This window comes from Acinetobacter courvalinii, from assembly GCF_014635545.1.
In the GTDB taxonomy this organism is placed as follows: Bacteria; Pseudomonadota; Gammaproteobacteria; order Pseudomonadales; family Moraxellaceae; genus Acinetobacter; species Acinetobacter courvalinii.
Genome location: NZ_BMDA01000001.1, coordinates 160,687 through 177,838, shown reverse-complemented (window position 1 = coordinate 177,838; position 17,152 = coordinate 160,687). Strand labels below are relative to the sequence as shown.

The 17,152-nt window shown below is 43.2% G+C and carries 12 protein-coding genes; 4 read left to right on the top strand and 8 right to left on the bottom strand.

Annotation, left to right across the window (positions count from 1 at the left end):
* Positions 1 to 5: 5 nt before the first annotated feature.
* The 3 genes from pstA to IEV39_RS00730 all read right to left on the bottom strand — a co-directional run bounded on the left by pstA (position 6) and on the right by IEV39_RS00730 (position 3,901).
* Entirely contained in the window at positions 6 to 1,394 is a 1,389-nt protein-coding gene (gene pstA, locus IEV39_RS00740; protein WP_005288116.1) for a phosphate ABC transporter permease PstA, read from the bottom strand.
* On the bottom strand, positions 1,391 to 2,770 hold the full coding sequence (gene pstC, locus IEV39_RS00735) for a phosphate ABC transporter permease subunit PstC (protein WP_004770234.1): 1,380 nt from the start codon (positions 2,768 to 2,770) through the stop codon (positions 1,391 to 1,393). The genes pstA and pstC overlap by 4 nt, the downstream gene beginning before the upstream one ends.
* A gap of 99 nt (positions 2,771 to 2,869) precedes the next feature.
* Entirely contained in the window at positions 2,870 to 3,901 is a 1,032-nt protein-coding gene (locus tag IEV39_RS00730; protein WP_005288119.1) for a substrate-binding domain-containing protein, read from the bottom strand.
* A 344-nt stretch (positions 3,902 to 4,245) separates the two neighbouring features.
* On the opposite strand from IEV39_RS00730, the gene IEV39_RS00725 reads away from it, so the two are divergent.
* Positions 4,246 to 4,695: an SRPBCC family protein gene (locus tag IEV39_RS00725; protein ID WP_005288122.1), complete on the top strand. Its 450-nt coding sequence runs from the start codon at positions 4,246 to 4,248 to the stop codon at positions 4,693 to 4,695.
* A 286-nt stretch (positions 4,696 to 4,981) separates the two neighbouring features.
* Here the strand turns inward: IEV39_RS00725 and IEV39_RS00720 are convergent, their stop codons facing one another.
* Positions 4,982 to 6,364: an amino acid permease gene (locus IEV39_RS00720; RefSeq protein ID WP_005231736.1), complete on the bottom strand. Its 1,383-nt coding sequence runs from the start codon at positions 6,362 to 6,364 to the stop codon at positions 4,982 to 4,984.
* 138 nt (positions 6,365 to 6,502) lie between these two features.
* Complete coding sequence (locus IEV39_RS00715; RefSeq protein WP_005288125.1) at positions 6,503 to 8,224, bottom strand: alpha-keto acid decarboxylase family protein; 1,722 nt, start codon at positions 8,222 to 8,224, stop codon at positions 6,503 to 6,505.
* Between the two features lie 135 nt (positions 8,225 to 8,359).
* Here IEV39_RS00715 and IEV39_RS00710 point away from each other — a divergent pair, with 135 nt between their 5' ends.
* A complete protein-coding gene (locus IEV39_RS00710) occupies positions 8,360 to 8,845 on the top strand; it encodes an Lrp/AsnC family transcriptional regulator (RefSeq protein ID WP_005288129.1) in 486 nt (161 codons plus the stop codon).
* A 62-nt stretch (positions 8,846 to 8,907) separates the two neighbouring features.
* Here IEV39_RS00710 and IEV39_RS00705 read toward each other — a convergent pair whose 3' ends face one another.
* The 3 genes from IEV39_RS00705 to IEV39_RS00695 form a co-directional block, all read right to left on the bottom strand.
* Complete coding sequence (locus IEV39_RS00705) at positions 8,908 to 10,338, bottom strand: aldehyde dehydrogenase family protein (protein ID WP_005288131.1); 1,431 nt, start codon at positions 10,336 to 10,338, stop codon at positions 8,908 to 8,910.
* Positions 10,339 to 10,625: 287 nt separating this feature from the next.
* Complete coding sequence (locus IEV39_RS00700) at positions 10,626 to 12,158, bottom strand: pyridoxal phosphate-dependent decarboxylase family protein (protein ID WP_005288135.1); 1,533 nt, start codon at positions 12,156 to 12,158, stop codon at positions 10,626 to 10,628.
* A 3-nt stretch (positions 12,159 to 12,161) separates the two neighbouring features.
* A complete protein-coding gene (locus IEV39_RS00695) occupies positions 12,162 to 13,532 on the bottom strand; it encodes a diaminobutyrate--2-oxoglutarate transaminase (RefSeq protein ID WP_005231743.1) in 1,371 nt (456 codons plus the stop codon).
* A gap of 466 nt (positions 13,533 to 13,998) precedes the next feature.
* Between IEV39_RS00695 and IEV39_RS00690 the strand changes: the two genes are divergently transcribed.
* Entirely contained in the window at positions 13,999 to 14,700 is a 702-nt protein-coding gene (locus IEV39_RS00690; RefSeq protein ID WP_005231744.1) for an SIMPL domain-containing protein, read from the top strand.
* A 183-nt stretch (positions 14,701 to 14,883) separates the two neighbouring features.
* Entirely contained in the window at positions 14,884 to 17,094 is a 2,211-nt protein-coding gene (locus IEV39_RS00685; RefSeq protein ID WP_005288139.1) for a TonB-dependent receptor family protein, read from the top strand.
* Positions 17,095 to 17,152 lie beyond the last annotated feature (58 nt).

Sequence of the window (17,152 nt, the reverse complement as noted above, 5' to 3'; positions counted from 1 at the left end):
CTCAATTACCAACGCACTTCAAATTTCTTACGGAGCCAGATAGCAAGGCCATTTAAACTGATCATGAGTGCAAGTAACACAATAATCGCTGCTGCTGTACGCCCTTCAAAGAAGTTACGTAATTCATTACCTTGCCATAAATAAATTTGTACAGGTAATGCAGTCGCCTGATCTAATGGCGTTGTCGGAACACTTGCAACAAAGGCACTCATACCAATTAATAATAATGGAGCCGTTTCACCTAATGCTTGCGCCACCCCAATAATTGCACCAGTTAAAATCCCTGGTAATGCTAAAGGCAGAACATGATGGAAAATAGTTTGAACCTTTGAAGCCCCAAGACCCAAAGCAGCCTGACGAATCGAAGGTGGTACCGCTTTTAAAGATGCACGCGTGGTAATGATCACAGTTGGCAGAGTCATTAAGCTCAGTACCAGACCACCCACTAGCGGTGCAGATAATGGTAAATGCATCCAGCTAATAAAGATCGCTGCACCCAACAAACCAAACACAATTGAAGGAACAGCAGCCAAGTTGTTGATGTTAACTTCAATAATATCGGTCATCATGTTCTTTGGCGCAAACTCTTCAAGGTAGATCGCACTTGCAACACCAATCGGAATAGAGATCACAATCACGATCAGCATCATGAACAGTGAGCCCATAAATGCACCCGCCAAACCACTGGTTGCGGGAGAACTACGAGAGTCTGGGCTAAAGAATAAATTGGTATTAAAGGTATTTGTTATAACGCCTTGTGCTTTTAACTTATCTGCAAGCTGACGAACCTCTGGGCTTAACTGTTGTTGATCATCAGGTAAAGAGTGATCAATATTTCCTGCTAACCAGACGTCAACATTCGCATCTGCCAAAAATTTAATTTCTTTTTTAGTGCCAACTAAAGATGGATCTTTAAGCACCATATCTCGAAGACGATAGGTTTCAGAGCTGGTATACAAACTACTTAACTCATCACGTTGAGATTCTAAAGCCTTATCTTTAGCAACAATGCCATTCACGATCAGGGCATCCCAATCCACCATACCCATCTCTGTTTGCCAAGCCACCATACGCTCTTCGAAATGTGCAGGTGTTTCCCCTGCTGTTATTTTTGGTTTTGCACCCGCATTGATAATTGCTGGATCAAAATATACAGGTACAGTTAGGCTATTTTGCCAAAATGCTGGTAAGCCCTTACTTAAAATACTACCGAAAAGTAAAGCGACAAAAGCAAGACCAATCACAACCGCAGAGAAACCAGCAAAACGAAATGCCTTTTCCTGACGATGACGCTTAGCCAAAGAGCTCTGGATTTTTCTTTTGCGCTGTTCACGTTGTTCAGCAGCTACTTTTGAATCTAACGCATCCATAGAAGTTGTATTTGATGAACTCATTCGTATTGCTCACGATATTTACGCACGATATACAGTGCAATAATGTTTAGACCCAAAGTAATGACAAACAACGTTAGACCTAGGGCAAATGCCACCAATGCTTGCGGGCTGGCAAAGTCAGTATCGCCAGTTAATTGGTTCACAATCGTTACGGTAACTGTCGAAACGGCTTCTAAAGGATTCACATGCAGTAATGGACTATTCCCTGCTGCTAATACCACAATCATGGTCTCACCAATCGCACGAGAAGCGGCCAACAGGAATGCCCCAACAATTCCGGGTAAAGCCGCAGGTAAAACCACTTGGCGAATAGTTTCAGACTTGGTTGCCCCTAAGCCTAAAGAACCATCACGTAATGCACGTGGCACCTGTGTAATGATGTCATCTGAAAGTGAAGAAACGAATGGAATAATCATGATGCCCATTACAAAGCCTGCGGTCAGTGCACTGGTCGCATTGATATGTAAGCCGACTTGTTCACCTAACATTTTGAAGAATGGGCCAATGATCATCAGGGCAAATACACCATAAACAATCGTTGGGATACCCGCTAATACTTCAATCGCTGGTTTTGCCCAAGCACGTAAACTAGGAGACGCATACTCTGCCAAATAGATCGCGATCATCAATCCGACTGGTACAGCAACGAGTAGTGCAATACCACTCACCATTAAGGTACCCCAGATTAAGGGTAAAATGCCGTAGCTTCCTTCTGCGTTACCAGATGTGCTAAAGCCTGGGCTCCATTCGGTACCAAAGAAGAAATCAAAAGGACTGACGAAACGGAAAAAGTGTAATGCTTCATTCAGCATGGACAGCACGATACCAATCGTGGTCAGGATCGCGACGCCAGAACATAAAATCAAACCAACATTAACTGCCTTTTCAACTTGGTTACGTGCGCGGAATTGTTGACTAACATGACGTTTTGCCCAAACCAGCCCCGCCAGTCCAGCACTAATCACCACGGCTAATTTGGCAAAAGAACCAATGGTCTGGAATTTTGAAAGCTCTTGTGCTGCTGCTAGCTCATAAGCTGCTGGCTGATCAGTTACCCCAAAACCAGAAGCCAGTGCTTGTACACGGCTGGTTAATACATCACGTCCCGCCGCATCTAAAGTTGAACTTACAGAAGCAGGGATATTATTAAAAATAATATGTTGTAAAACACTTGGCTCAACCAAGTTCCAAATAATCAAAATTAAAAAAGCAGGAACACCACACCACAGCGCAACCAATGCCCCATAATACCCTGGACGAGAATGTAGTGCTGCTGAGTTATTTCCCTTACCTGCTAGGTTACGGCTTTTGCTCAGCCCGATTTGATATGCAATTGCCACAAGGGCTAATAACACACCGATAAGTAGCAGATTCATGTAATCTCCACTGTTTTCCCAATTTTCATGATTTGAAAAAACTTAGCTAGACAAAAAGGCTGATGAACCTAAGTCTCACCAGCCTCCCTTTTAACAATATTATTTAACTGATTTACCTGCTTTGAAATCAGCTAGGATTTTTGCGCGCTCTTTATCGCTTAAAGGAATCAAACCAGCTTTTTCTAATTTAGAACCTTTACCAGAAATTTTCTTGTTCAAGAAGAATTCTGCAAATTGTGGCAAGCCTTTGATTGATTTCAAGTGTTCGCCTTTCACGTAGAAGAATAATGGACGAGAAACCAGGTAGCTACCATCCAGAACTGTCTTCTCTGATGGTGTCACGCCGTTTACTGTCGCGACACGTAATTTATCGCGGTTTGAATCATAGAAACCTAGACCAAATACACCCACAGCATTTGGAGAAGTTTTCAGGCGCGCTAATGTTTCAGTATAGTCACCTGCAATTTCGATCACACGGCCATCTTTACGGAAAGTTGAACATGCTTTCTTTTGATCATCTTTGCTTAAAGCTTTGTAGTAATCAAATGCTTCACAACCTGCATCTACCATTTTTTCCTGGAACACTTCACGGGTACCGTGGTTAGACGCTGGAATCACCAAAGTAATGGCTTCATTTGGTAATGATTTATCGATTTGGTTCCAGGTTGTATATGGGTTTGGAACCAGTTTACCGTTTGAAGGTAATTGTGCAGATAAAGCCATGAACACATGCACTGGTTTTAATTTATACGCCGCTTTTTTAACGTTTGATGCAAATACGATGCCGTCATAACCCACTTTGATTTCTTGGACTTGGTTTACGCCAGATTTTTTACATGCATCTAATTCTGAATCTTTGATTTGACGAGAAGCATTTGCGATGTCGATGGTGTTATCGCCAACACCTTGACAGAATTGTTTCAAACCACCACCCGTACCGCCTGAGCCAACAACAGGTGCTTTAAATTGAGGGAATGTATTGCCAAACTCTTCAGCAACAATACTTGCAAACGGTAATACAGTAGATGAACCAGCAATTTGAATCGTATCACGAGCTGCATTTGCAGTCGTTGCTACAGTTGCCCCAGATACAGCTAATGCAATTGCGATGTGACGTGGATTTAAGCGCATTCTGTTTTCTCTCATTTATGCAATTTGATTTACAACTCTTTTCAAGTCAAGTGTTGTACTTTGGTTAACTGCATTTTGAGCAGATAATATGACAATTAAGTGACAACTTTATGACGCTTTTGTGATGGTCATATTCCCCCTTAATTTTTTAGAAAATTATCGCTGATAAAATCTCAGCCTAGCTTTCAGATTTGTCATAAATCATAAAGAATAAAAACATAACCACTTAATTTAATTAAATTTTATAACCAACTAAAAAAATTTAATTAACAAAAAACCTGTTGGGTGAAAACGCCAGTTTATATATGTTTTATGACAATTCCGTCTAAAAAAGGTCAGCTGCAATGCCAAATCCTGTCACAATTACAACACAAATGATGATTGGTCAGCCGGTCTCCAAGGTGTTTGAAGCCTTTATTGATCCGGAAATCACCTCAAAATTCTGGTTTAGCGCTTCCACGGGAAAACTCGAACAAGGTCATACCGTGATCTGGACCTGGGAAAAATACCAAGTGTCAACAAAAGTCACAGTGACAAACATCATTGCAAATGAACTGATCCAGATTCAATGGGGTGAACCCAGCACGACCGTGGACTTTAAATTTGAAGCACTCAATGAATCACAGACCTATCTCACTATCCACAACTACAATATTCCTTTAGAAGGCGAAGAACTGATTGCTTTTATTATTGATAGTACCGGTGGCTTCACCACTGTATTAGATGGTTTAAAAGCCTATTTGGAACACGGACTACAACTTCATCTGGTACAGGATAAGTTTCCGCCTTTTTGATGGTGTTGCTAGCGCTGACAATAGCACGCCACTATTTTCCATCAGCCCTTTTAAAGCCTATCTCTAGCTATTGGAGGTAGAACATGACTCATCTATGGCTGAGCACCGCCCTCACATTCTGTTCATCAATCGCACAGCTCATCCCCACATAAGCGTCCGATTCAGAAAAATCGCGTCTTTGGGAAAAATCTGACTTTTGAATTGATGGCCTCATGATCTACCCTGCCCCAAATAAAAAGGAGTTCATAGTTGAACTCCTCTTCTCTAGGTTTAAATCGACTCAGTTTTAAATATTTGGCTGAGCTTGCGTCGACAACACTTCTTTCTTCTTATACTTCAGCACATAGACCAATGCCAGTAGCGCCAGCCAGATTGGCACCAGCATCACGGCAAGCCGCATATCTGGGGTGAGGCTCATGATCAGTAAAATCGCAAAGATGAAACCAATGGTCAGGTAATTACTCCATGGCGTTAAGATACTTTTGAACTTGGTGATGTGCTGTTGCTGCTGCATGGCTTTTCTAAATTTAAGATGGGTCCAGGAAATCATTAACCAGTTCACCACCAACGCCGCCACCACCAGCATCATGAGAAACTGGAAGGCTTTGCCTGGCATCAGGTAATTCACCACCACACAAAGTGCCGTCACGGACGCAGATACAATTGCTGCCGCCATTGGAATACCACGGCGATTGACCTTTTGCAGGATTTTAGGCGCATTGCCCTGCATTGCCAGACCATGCAGCATACGGCTATTACAATAAATACAGCTGTTATAGACTGAAATTGCTGCAATCAGTACCACAAAATTCAGCACATTGGCGACCCCATGACTATCTAAGGACTGGAAGATCAGTACAAAGGGACTGCCTCCTTCCGCCAGTTGATTCCATGGAAATAAACACAGCAATACCCCAATCGCACCGATATAAAAAATCAGGATCCGGTAGACGATCTGGTTTATCGCCTTAGGAATGGTTTTATCTGGATTTTTGGTCTCGGCCGCAGTAATCCCGATCAGCTCAAGACCACCGAAAGCAAACATGATCACGGCCATCGACATGATGAAGCCATGCATGCCATTCGGGAAAAATCCCCCGTATTGCCACAAATTGGCCACACTTGCTTGGGGGCCTGCACTGCCAGAGACCAGTAAATAGAATCCAAAACCGATCATGCTCAGGATGGCAATAATCTTGATACAGGAGAATAAGAACTCGGACTCGCCAAAGAAGCGGACATTCACCAGGTTGATGCCATTAATCAGGATAAAAAAGAATAAGGCCGTGATCCATGTGGGCAGTTCAGGCCACCAGAACTGTATAAAGGTACCGATTGCACTCAGTTCCGCCATACTCACCAGCACATACAACACCCAGTAATTCCAGCCCGACATAAAGCCCGCCATTGGACCCCAGTATTTATTGGCAAAATAACTAAAGGAACCACTGACCGGTTCCTCGACCACCATCTCACCGAGATGACGCATAATTAAAAAGGCAATCACGCCAGCCAGTGCGTAACCCAGCAGAACCGAAGGTCCTGCCAGTTTAATGGTTTGGGAGATACCCAGAAACAGGCCTGTGCCGACCGCACCGCCTAATGCAATCAGCTGTATATGCCGATTGGATAAACCCTGTTTTAAATCATGTTTATTGTCTACATCCATCACTTATCTCCAATGTGTGTGTCACATCCTGTACACCTTTATGCAGCGTTAAATTCGAAGCCAAAAGTCTGGCTCCGAATCTGGTTCGCTTTCTTATCAATTTATAAATTTGAAGATTGTTCCTGCCTGATCGCTGATCTAGAAAGAAATCACTTTTTGACAGGGCGTGGTCTGAGCGCGCTGTTTGAGAATTTCATAGCCGCGATCACCATAGTCAAAGCGCGCAATCACCGAAGCAAACTTTTTCAGGCTCAGCGGTGCATCCATTGCAGGAAGTTTTAATTCGATAAAAGTCAGACCATCAAATTGCTCGATACTGTCCAGAGTCTGTTTAAGTTGACCTGCAGTTTCAACCACACAGCTCTTATATTGATGCTTGCCATTAAATACCCCAGGAATCTGGGTATAGTGCCAGTTCTGAATATCGTTATAAGCTGCATTTTCTCCCATGATCAAACGCTCAATGGTATAGCCGCCATTATTCAACAGGAAGATAATCGGCTTGAGATCATGACGGATAATGGTGGAAAGTTCCTGTACGGTTAGCTGGAATGAACCATCACCAATAAACAGGATTTGACGACGTTCCGGGGCCGCCAGCAAACTGCCCAGTAAGGCTGGCAAGGTATAACCGATCGAACCCCACAGTGGCTGGGCAATATATTTGGCCGTTGCCGGGAGCTTTAAACCTGCCAGCGCAGAATTGGAAGTTCCCACCTCGCCGATAATGACATCATCCTCTTTAAGAAAATCAGCCACTGCGTTCCAGAGAATATCCTGACTCAACTTTTGCTGTTCAGGGACATCAATTGCTGTTAAGAGTTGTTTTTCCAGCATCGGCTTGGAAAGTTTACGTGGTGCAACTTTCTTATTCAGTTCAACCAGAAGCTGTCCAATCTCAATTCCAGGATAATCCTGACCAAAAATCGTCAAGGCATAGGGTTTGATTTCAATATAATGTTCAGTGGCGATCTGATGGGTAAACACACCCGTACCGACATCGGAAAAACGGACGCCGATTCCAATCAGGCAGTCTGATTGTTCAATGGTATTGCGGACATGCGGCTGACTCGCGCCCCCCACATAAGTTCCCACATAACGGGGTGAACCTTCATCCATAATATTTTTTGCCGTGAGCATGCTGGCAAAAGGAATCGAACATTTTTGCGATAAATCATTCAGCAATGAAGTCACCCCAAATACGGATGCTTCATTATCAATTAACAAAGCTGGATGTTGAGCAGCACCGATCACTTCACATAGTTTCGCCACAGCACTGTGTAGCAGCTCTGGCTCAACCGCTGGATAGGATAAATCCAATGGACGGTCTGTCACTTCAATTTTGACATGGGTAATATCTGAAGGGAGCTGGATATGCACTGGACGACGATCAATAAAACACTGACGTAACACACGGTCAATTTCAAATGCAGCATTGGCAGGCGTCAAACGGGTTTGTGCCACGGTGAACTCTTTCATACAGTTCATGATATTGTCATAATTGCCATCCACCAGCGTGTGGTGCACCAAGGTACCCTTCTGAACCACATGCAACGGTGGAATACCCGAGATATGCACCACAGGTACATTTTCGGCATAAGCACCGGCAATGCCATTAATCGCGCTTAAGTCACCCACACCATACGTCGTCGTCAAGGCCGCAAAACCGTTGATCCGTGCATAGCCGTCTGCGGCATAGGCCGCATTTAATTCATTACAATTGCCGATAAATTCGAGTTGTGAGTCTGCTTCTACTTGTTCGAGATAAGACAGGTTAAAATCACCGGGTACACCAAAGAGATGCAGGATACCCATTTGTTTTAGACGAAGATTTAAAAAGTCACCGATTTCTATGAACATTGCGCTACATCCTTTCAAGTCAATTTTTTATTCCATAGAAAAATAATATTTCATCTGTGTTTTAGATTTCGTGCATAATGGAAACGGATTTTAATAAAAATACAATATTTGTGTATCATAAAAGGATTTTATGCAATGGATAAGTTCGACTGGCAAATCATTCAGGCATTACAAAAGAATGGACGGCTCACCAATCAGGAAGTTGGCGATTTAATCGGTTTATCCGCATCTCAATGCTCAAGAAGACGCCAATTACTGGAGCAGAAAGGTGTGATTCTGGGTTATGCAGCACGCATCCACCAACAGGCTTTAGGTCTGGAAGTCACCGCGATGATTCACATTAATCTGCGTATCCATGAAGCCAAGTCGCAGCAAGCGTTTCAGGAGTTAATTGAAGCAGAAGACAATATTCAGGATGCCTTTTCAATTAGTGGCGATGCCGATTTTATTTTAAAAGTAGTGGCAGAAAATCTGGAACAGCTGTCGCAGTTTGTGACTGAGCGGCTACTGTCTTATCATTTTATTGGCCATATCAAATCTTACATTGTGTTAAAAAAGATCAAGGAACAGAATCATTTCATGAGCAAAGGCAAAAGCCCGAGTTACCACCCAGCAACCTAAGCCGAGGAACAGTGAGGCTCAAAAAAGGCGGATATTGAATCCGCCTTAACATATTATAAAAGTTAAACTTTATTGATATGCAGCGTTTGCCCGATGGTATTTTCCAGTAATCCTTCCATACCGAATTCAGCACCAACACCCGACATTTTCCAGCCACCAAAAGGTGCATGCGGCACAATTTCCGCATGGGTATTGATCCAGACGGTGCCGCATTCAAGTTGTGCTGCATAGAATTGTGCCGCTTTCAGATCAGTTGACCAGATTGAGCCACCCAAGCCGAACTCACAGGCATTGGCACGCGCGATGGCATCATCAATGCTGGTATATTTCAGAATCGGCAACACCGGGCCAAACTGTTCTTCCTGTACCACTCTGCATGTTTCATCCACATCAGTTAAAATCGTCGGGGCAATAAAATAACCCTGTTCAGGTAAGCTCTGATCACCCGATAGAACGTTCGCCCCCTGGGCAATGGCATCAGCAATCAAGGCTTTAACCTTCTGGTATTGCATCTGGTTCTGCACAGGCCCGAAAGTGGTCTCCGATGCCATGCCATCTCCTACAATCTGTGCCTTAGCGATATCTGCAAGTTTTTGTGCTAAAGCATCATATTGGCTTTCATGCACATACAGACGTTTTAAAGCAGCACAGGTTTGTCCAGCATTTAAAAATGCAACGTTGAAAATCCGTTGTGCAATCTGATCCAGATCCGAATCAGGCAACACAATCCCGGCATCATTACCGCCAAGCTCTAGTGTTAAATGTTTTAAGGTCTTTACTGCACCGGACATAATGTGTTGACCAGTTCTGGTTGAACCGGTAAATACCACCTTTTGTACGTCCGGATGCGTGGAGAGTGCTTCACCAATTTCTCCATCTCCCACCACGATCGAGATGACCCCTGCCGGCACTTCTTGCTGAATGATTTCACATAGCTTTAAAGTGGCTAAAGGCGTAAATTCAGAAGGCTTATTAATCACCACATTGCCTGCACGCAAGGCAGGCATGATATGCCAGACGGCAATCATCAGCGGCCAGTTCCATGGTGTGATTGAAGCCACTACACCCAAGGGTTGATAATGACGCTCGATACGTTTCTGTTCGCTATCTTCCAGGACATCAACCGGTAAGTCCAGACTTGCCGTATAACGGGTCCAGCCAATCGCACCCTGCACTTCCATTTGCGCCAATGCCAATGGCTTGCCCTGTTCCAATACCACCAGCTCAGCCAAAGTTTCAGCATGCTTTTCGATACCATCGGCAATTTTGTTAAGTATATTTTTACGTTCTTCATGCGGACAGCGCTGCCAGCTTTTAAAGGCCTGCTTTGCTGCAGCAATGGCTTGATTCACCTGAGCAACGGAGGCTTTGGCACAATGTGCTGCCACTGAACCTGTCGCAGGATTAATAATCTCAAGTTCACCTTGTTCGCCTAAACAAGATTGACCGTCAATAATAAGTTTAAATTCGTTTTGCATATTCACTTGTTGCATTTCTTTTCCTGATCTTAACTGTCTTTTCCGCTTTATTGTCCGCGTCTATGATTGGAATATAAGTCAAGTAAACGCGATCCTGAATGACATCAATGCATCACAGACACTGAGGGTCTATCAATACAATATGGAATTTGCCATCCACACTTCATGCATAATTATTTCTGATTTAGATTCAAGATGCATATTTTGTGCATAAACGTTGCAAAACCAACACAAGAACTTAATAAAGAAATTTTTGGACAATAAAAAAGGCACCCGAGGTGCCTTTTTTATGGAACGATCGATTAATCGATGGCCGGAACATAAGTGCCCGCAGCAATTGCATCCTTAATACGATCAGCTTCTGCAAGCACCAGTGCAAGCAAGTTCTGAACGTTTTCAAGTGTTGCAACCGGACTTAAAGTGGTCATTTTCAATGATTGAACATTGCCAACTTTAGTCACACCAATATTCGCTTCGCCACGTGCAAACAGTTCATCTGCAACGTTCTGGTTCAAGCTATCGATGAATTCAGTAGGATAAGCGTCTGGTACTACACGGAACAGAACTGATGCGAATTGTGGTTCAACCAGCAATTCCAGACCTGCTGTTGCTTTAATATAATCAGCAACTTCACGTGTTAATTTCACACCATGATCGATCATTGAACCATACAGCTCTTCGCCTAATGCTTCAACGGTCATCCATAATTTCAATGCATCAAAACGACGGGTCGTTTGTAATGATTTAGACACCAGGTTAGGTACACCATGTTCTTCATCATAAGCAGAGTTAAGATATTCTGCTTCATAATGCATAAAGCGATAGTTGGCTTCGTCCTTCAACAAGAAAGCGCCACAGCTAATGCTTTGGAAATAATGCTTATGGAAATCAAGCGTGATTGAGTCTGATAATTCAATACCATCCAGCATTGCACGATGGTCATTTGAAAGAATCAGTGCACCACCCCAAGCGGCATCAATGTGCATCCATGAACCATACTTGGTAGTAATTTCACGGATTTTCTTGAGTGGATCAATCGCACCAGCATCTGTGGTACCTGCAGTCGCAACCACACATGCAACGATTTTTCCTTCAGACTGAAGATGCGCCATGGTTTTTTCCAGTGCATCGACATCCATTTGGGCATTTTCATTAACAGGCACAGTCACAACCGACTGGAAGCCCATGCCCATCATTGCCATGTTCTTTTGCACAGAGAAGTGCGCATTTTCAGAACAGATGACTTTGACGTTTTTCATTGCATCTGCAGGGATACCATCACGCTGAACCGACCATGGCTTGCCATTTTCGTCTTTCCAGTTTTTCGAGATACACCAGTCACGTGCCAGCAATACGCCCATCAGGTTAGATTGCGTACCACCCGAAGTGAACACACCCGCCTGACCTGCACCATAACCGACTTTTTGACGAAGCCAGTCAATCAACTGCACTTCCATCAAAGAACCCGCTGGGCTTTGGTCCCATGAGTCCATCGACTGGTTGGTTGCATTGATCAACACTTCCGCAATCTGGCTCATCACCATGGTTGGGCAGTGTAAATGTGCCAGTGAATGTGGATGATGGACTTTCAAGCTTTTGTTGAGGAAAAGCTCAACCATACGTTGTAATGACTGCTGTACACCCAAACCTTGTTTTGAAGGCGCAAAAGAGATTGCTGCGCGCAAATCCTTGATGCTGCCACCTGTGTACATTTTGTCATTTTGCAACCATGCTGAAACGGCATTTACCGCCTCGCCCATTGCTGACTGATAGTCAGCAATAGATTGAGCATCATTGCAGAGTAACGCTTTACGATGTTCTGCAAAATCAACCATGAATTAGCCTCGTACTGCTTTTAATGCTTCAGCAATCGCTTTCTTGAAGCGAGCAATCACTTCAACACATTCGTCTTGGTTGATGATTAACGGACAAAGCAAACGAATGACTGTACCGTTACGACCACCTTTCTCAAGCAATAATTTATTGTTGAAACATGCGGCTTGAATCGCTGCTGCCAACTGAGCATCCGCAGGATGAGAACCGATACGGTCAGCAGGTTTACGCTCATCAATGATCTCGATACCGATCATCAGGCCACGACCACGCACGTTACCGATACATGGGAATTCTTGTGCAAGTTTTTTCAACTCAGCTTGTAAGAAGTCACCACGCTCTTGCGCATTTTGAGCCAGATTTTGTTCTTTGATCACTTGCAGTGATGCCAGACCTGTACCCATCGCAAGTTGGTTGCCACGGAATGTACCTGAGTGTGTACCTGGCTGCCATGCATCAAACTTACGTTTAATACCTAACACAGCCAATGGCAAGCTACCACCCACCGCTTTCGACATCACCACAACATCAGGCTCGATTCCTGCATGTTCAAAGGCAAACATTTTACCTGAACGTGCAAAACCAGCTTGAACTTCGTCCAAAATTAAAACGATGTTGTGCTTTTCAGTCACTTCACGAATTTTTTTCAACCATTTAACTGGCGCAGTCACCACACCGCCTTCACCCTGAATCGCTTCAAGAATGACAGCTGCAGGTTTGGTTACACCGCTTTCAACATCTTCAATGAAATTTTCAAAGTAGTATGTCAAAGCATCAACACCAGCTTCACCACCTAAACCCAGTGGGCAACGATATTCATGTGGATATGGCATAAACTGCACGCCTGGCATCAAACCATTGACCGCATTTTTCGCGTTCAGGTTACCTGTCATTGCAAGCGCGCCGTGGGTCATACCATGGTAGCCACCTGAGAAACTAATCACAGAGCTACGACCCGTATAAGTTTTTGCAAGCTTAATTGCTGCTTCTGTACCATCTGCGCCTGTTGGGCCACAGAATTGTAAGCAATACTCTTCTTTACCGCCTGGCAAATATGCCAGCAGCGCTTCAGTAAACGCATCTTTTAAAGGAGTCGTTAAGTCTAAAGTATGCAATGGCAAACCACTTGCCAATGTGTCTTGAATACTTTGAATCACCGCAGGATGATTATGGCCCAAAGCCAATGTTCCTGCCCCAGCTAAACAATCAAGGTACTGTGTACCTTCAACATCAGTAACCCAGCAGCCTTGTGCTTTCGCTATCGCTAACGGTAATTTACGTGGATAACTACGAACATTTGATTCCATCTGACTTTGGCGAGTCAGATAATATTCGTTGGTTGCATTAGCGGCAGGATTTACGGAAGTAACGCTCATATCGAATTACCATCTCTGATATGGGTGAAAGAAATAAGTCTGGTGACTTGCGGTCGTTTGACTCGGTGCTTTTTAGAATCTAGTGAGACACAAATTTTATATCTTTCAACTAGGAGCGAGATGATACCTAATTTTGCAAGAAAATAAACACTTTTTATGCCTGACATTGATCTAATCTTATTGAAAAAATGTATCATTCCAACAACTATGATGAATTATGATCATACTATGTGACAAGCGAAAGAAAGTAAGCTTTTTTAAATCCTGATTGCATTTTTAGATAAATGGTCAAATCAATCGATCTAATTATCTAATTTTTAAAGTTTTTCATTTATTTTTCCTGTTGCAAAACACTGCTAATCCCTTACAAAGTCACCACAAAATATGCAGAAGTTCACCATCAGTTCTTTTTAATATCAAAACTGTAAAAAATAAATTTTCGATATCAAATTCTAAGGACAATTTTATGCGCACTTTAGCACTTGCTACATTGATGATCGGGGCGGCCCTCAGCCCAAAACTGTTTGCCCATGAGACAGAAAACTTGAACTATAACATTGTAAATATTCAGGCAGATGCATCGCGCCAGGTTGCAAATGATGAGATGCGTGCCGTCCTGTATATTGAAAAAAGCAACAAACAACCGGCTGAACTCTCTAACCAGATCAATCAGCTGATGAATCAGGCGCAAGCAATTGCACGTAAATACAATCAGGTCAAGGTCGAAACCGGTACACAAAGTACCTATCCCGTTTATGACAATGACAGCAATAAACTGAAAGAATGGCGTGCCCGCGCCGAGATCCAGCTTGAAAGTAAAGACTTCAAGGCCGCAAGCCAGTTGATCAGTGAATTACAGCAAAGCTTCCAGACCCAGTCGATCAACTTTACCGTGTCGGATGAACAACGTAAAAAAGTCGAAAACGAGCTGATGATTGAAGCATCAAAAAATTTCCAGCAACGTGCGCAGGCCATTACTCAGGCATGGAACAAAGCCCAATACAATCTGGTCAGTCTCAACCTGAATACCAGTAATTATTTCCCGCAACCGATGGCGCGTGGCGGTATGGCAAAATTTGCGATGGCAGAAGCAGCTCCCGCGCAGGACATGGCTGCGGGCGAATCAAAAATTACTGTCAGTGCCAATGGTTCGATCCAGTTTAAATAATTCGTCATTTTAGAAAAACCGTGCTCAAACACGGTTTTTTGACGTTTGACATAGCCAAAAATATCTTTAGCAAAAAAACAATTAACTTAACTCATCTCATAGTTATAAGTGATAATCGTTCTTATTTTATTTCTTTACGTAAGCGATTAAGATTCGGGGAAATTTACAGCATTTACTCATCTTATGAAACCTGCCACCTATTCTGCTTCATCTAAAGATTTTCAACCCTCTCCCCTGAGCCTTGCCATTGCGATTTTATTCAGTGGAATTTCTCATACAACATTTGCCAATGAGGAATCCTCAACTGAGACTCAAACACTTGCAACTATTTCTGTTAAAGCCCAGGGAAACTGGCTGGAAAATGCCAATGCAGAAAAGGTACAGCAACATGCCGGCGCACGAAGCATTATTGATCGTAAACGCTTGGATGAAATCGCAACCACCTCGATTCGTGATGCATTAAAACAAATTCCCGGGGTTCAAGTGCAGGACAGCAATGGTACCGGCGGCAGTGATGTTTCCTTAAATATTGGTGTGCGTGGCCTCACCTCTCGTTTATCGCCTCGCTCTACTGTACTTATGGATGGTGTTCCGCTTTCTTTTGCGCCTTATGGTCAACCGCAATTATCTTTAGCCCCTGTGTCGATGGGCAATATTGAATCTGTAGATGTGGTTCGTGGCGCAGGTTCTGTCCGTTTTGGGCCACAGAACGTGGGTGGAATCATTAACTTTAGTACACGTGCCATACCACAAGAGTTTTCAGGTTCAGTTGGCTTAACCACTGAGTTTGCAACAGGAACAGATCAGCTCAAATATACGCCTAATCTATTTATTGGTGGCACCCTAGATAACGGCTTAGGTTTGGCCTTACTCTATTCAGGGACCAAAGGTGATGGCTATCGAGAAGCCAATAATAAAATTGATATCGATGATGTCATGTTAAAAACGGTCTACCAATGGACCGATCAGGATGCCATTGCTATCAATCTGCATCATTATGAAGGTCGTGGTGAAATGCCAGAAGGTTTAACTGCCGCACAATTTGCTGACAATCCTTATCAATCGAATCAAAACCGTAATTATTTCGCGGGCCGTCGTTCTGATATTTCTGTCAAATACAGCCATAAAGATGAACTCAATAACTTTGAAGTATTGGGCTATTACGTCGATTCTTTCCGTACCAGCGATTTAGAGTCAATTGGTACAACAGGCACCAGCCGTATTAGCAACTCACCGCGTGACTATAAATATTTTGGGATTGAGCCACGTTACTCACGTGCCTATAGCTGGGCTGGTATGGATAACGAAGTCACGGTTGGCTATCGTTACTTACAAGAAGAAAGTTCCGAATTTTCAGGACGTACAGATCCATACAATACAATCACAGGTACTCCGGGAGAGCGTATCGCCAATACTACCAGTGACGGCGGTACCAAAGCACATGCTATCTATATTGACAACCGTTTTGGTATGGGGAATTGGGTTATTACTCCAGGTGTTCGTTTCGAGTCGATTGATACACATAATGATTTCACTGCCTATCAAAAAGGTGTTGCAATCAATACGGTTCATCCAAAAATCAAATCAGATGAGTTTTTGCCAAGTTTATCGGTGCTTTATAAAGCCAGTGAAAACTGGAATCTCTTTGCCAATGCGGGCGTCTCATTTGGTCCCCAACAATATAATCAGTTGGTCAGCACTAAAACAGTAAATGGTAACAATACTGCAGTGACGACATTAGATGGCTTACATCCGGAAAAATCGAAAAACTATGAAATCGGAACCAAGTACTTTGGAAATGGGCTTAGCGCAGAGTTCACTGTATTTTATTTAGATTTCGATAAGGAATTGATGTTAGAACGACCTGATAATATTGGGACAGGGATCTGGACAGACTTGGGTGCAACCAGTCATAAAGGTGTTGAAACTGGGATCAGTTATGATTTCGGACAACTGGCAGATGTACTGGAAGGCTTGAAAGTCTATGGTAACTATACTTTTACCAAAGCAACATCCGAAGCAGGAAAGTTTGAAGGTAAAGATCTTCCCTACTACTCACGCCATGTCGGCAATTTAGGAATGGCTTATCAAATAGATCAATGGTCGGTCAATGCCGATATGTTTGCCCAGTCGAAACAACATGCGCCAGGCTCAGGTGATATTTATCAGGTTGAAGAGACCGCGGATGGTCGTACAGGTGATATTCCGGGTTATTCAACCTTTGCAGTACGTGCAGGCTATGATTTCAGTAATCAGCTTAAAGGCTTAAAAATTGCCGGCGGGATAAAGAATGTGTTTGATAAGCAATATTATACCCGTTCATCAGATTCAACTGGGGGTAAATATGTAGGGCAACCAAGAACCATTTTCTTACAGACTTCTTATGATTTCTAAATAAAAGAAAGCCGAACTTTGCAGTTCGGCTTTCTTTTTCATCTCTCATCGCAACGCT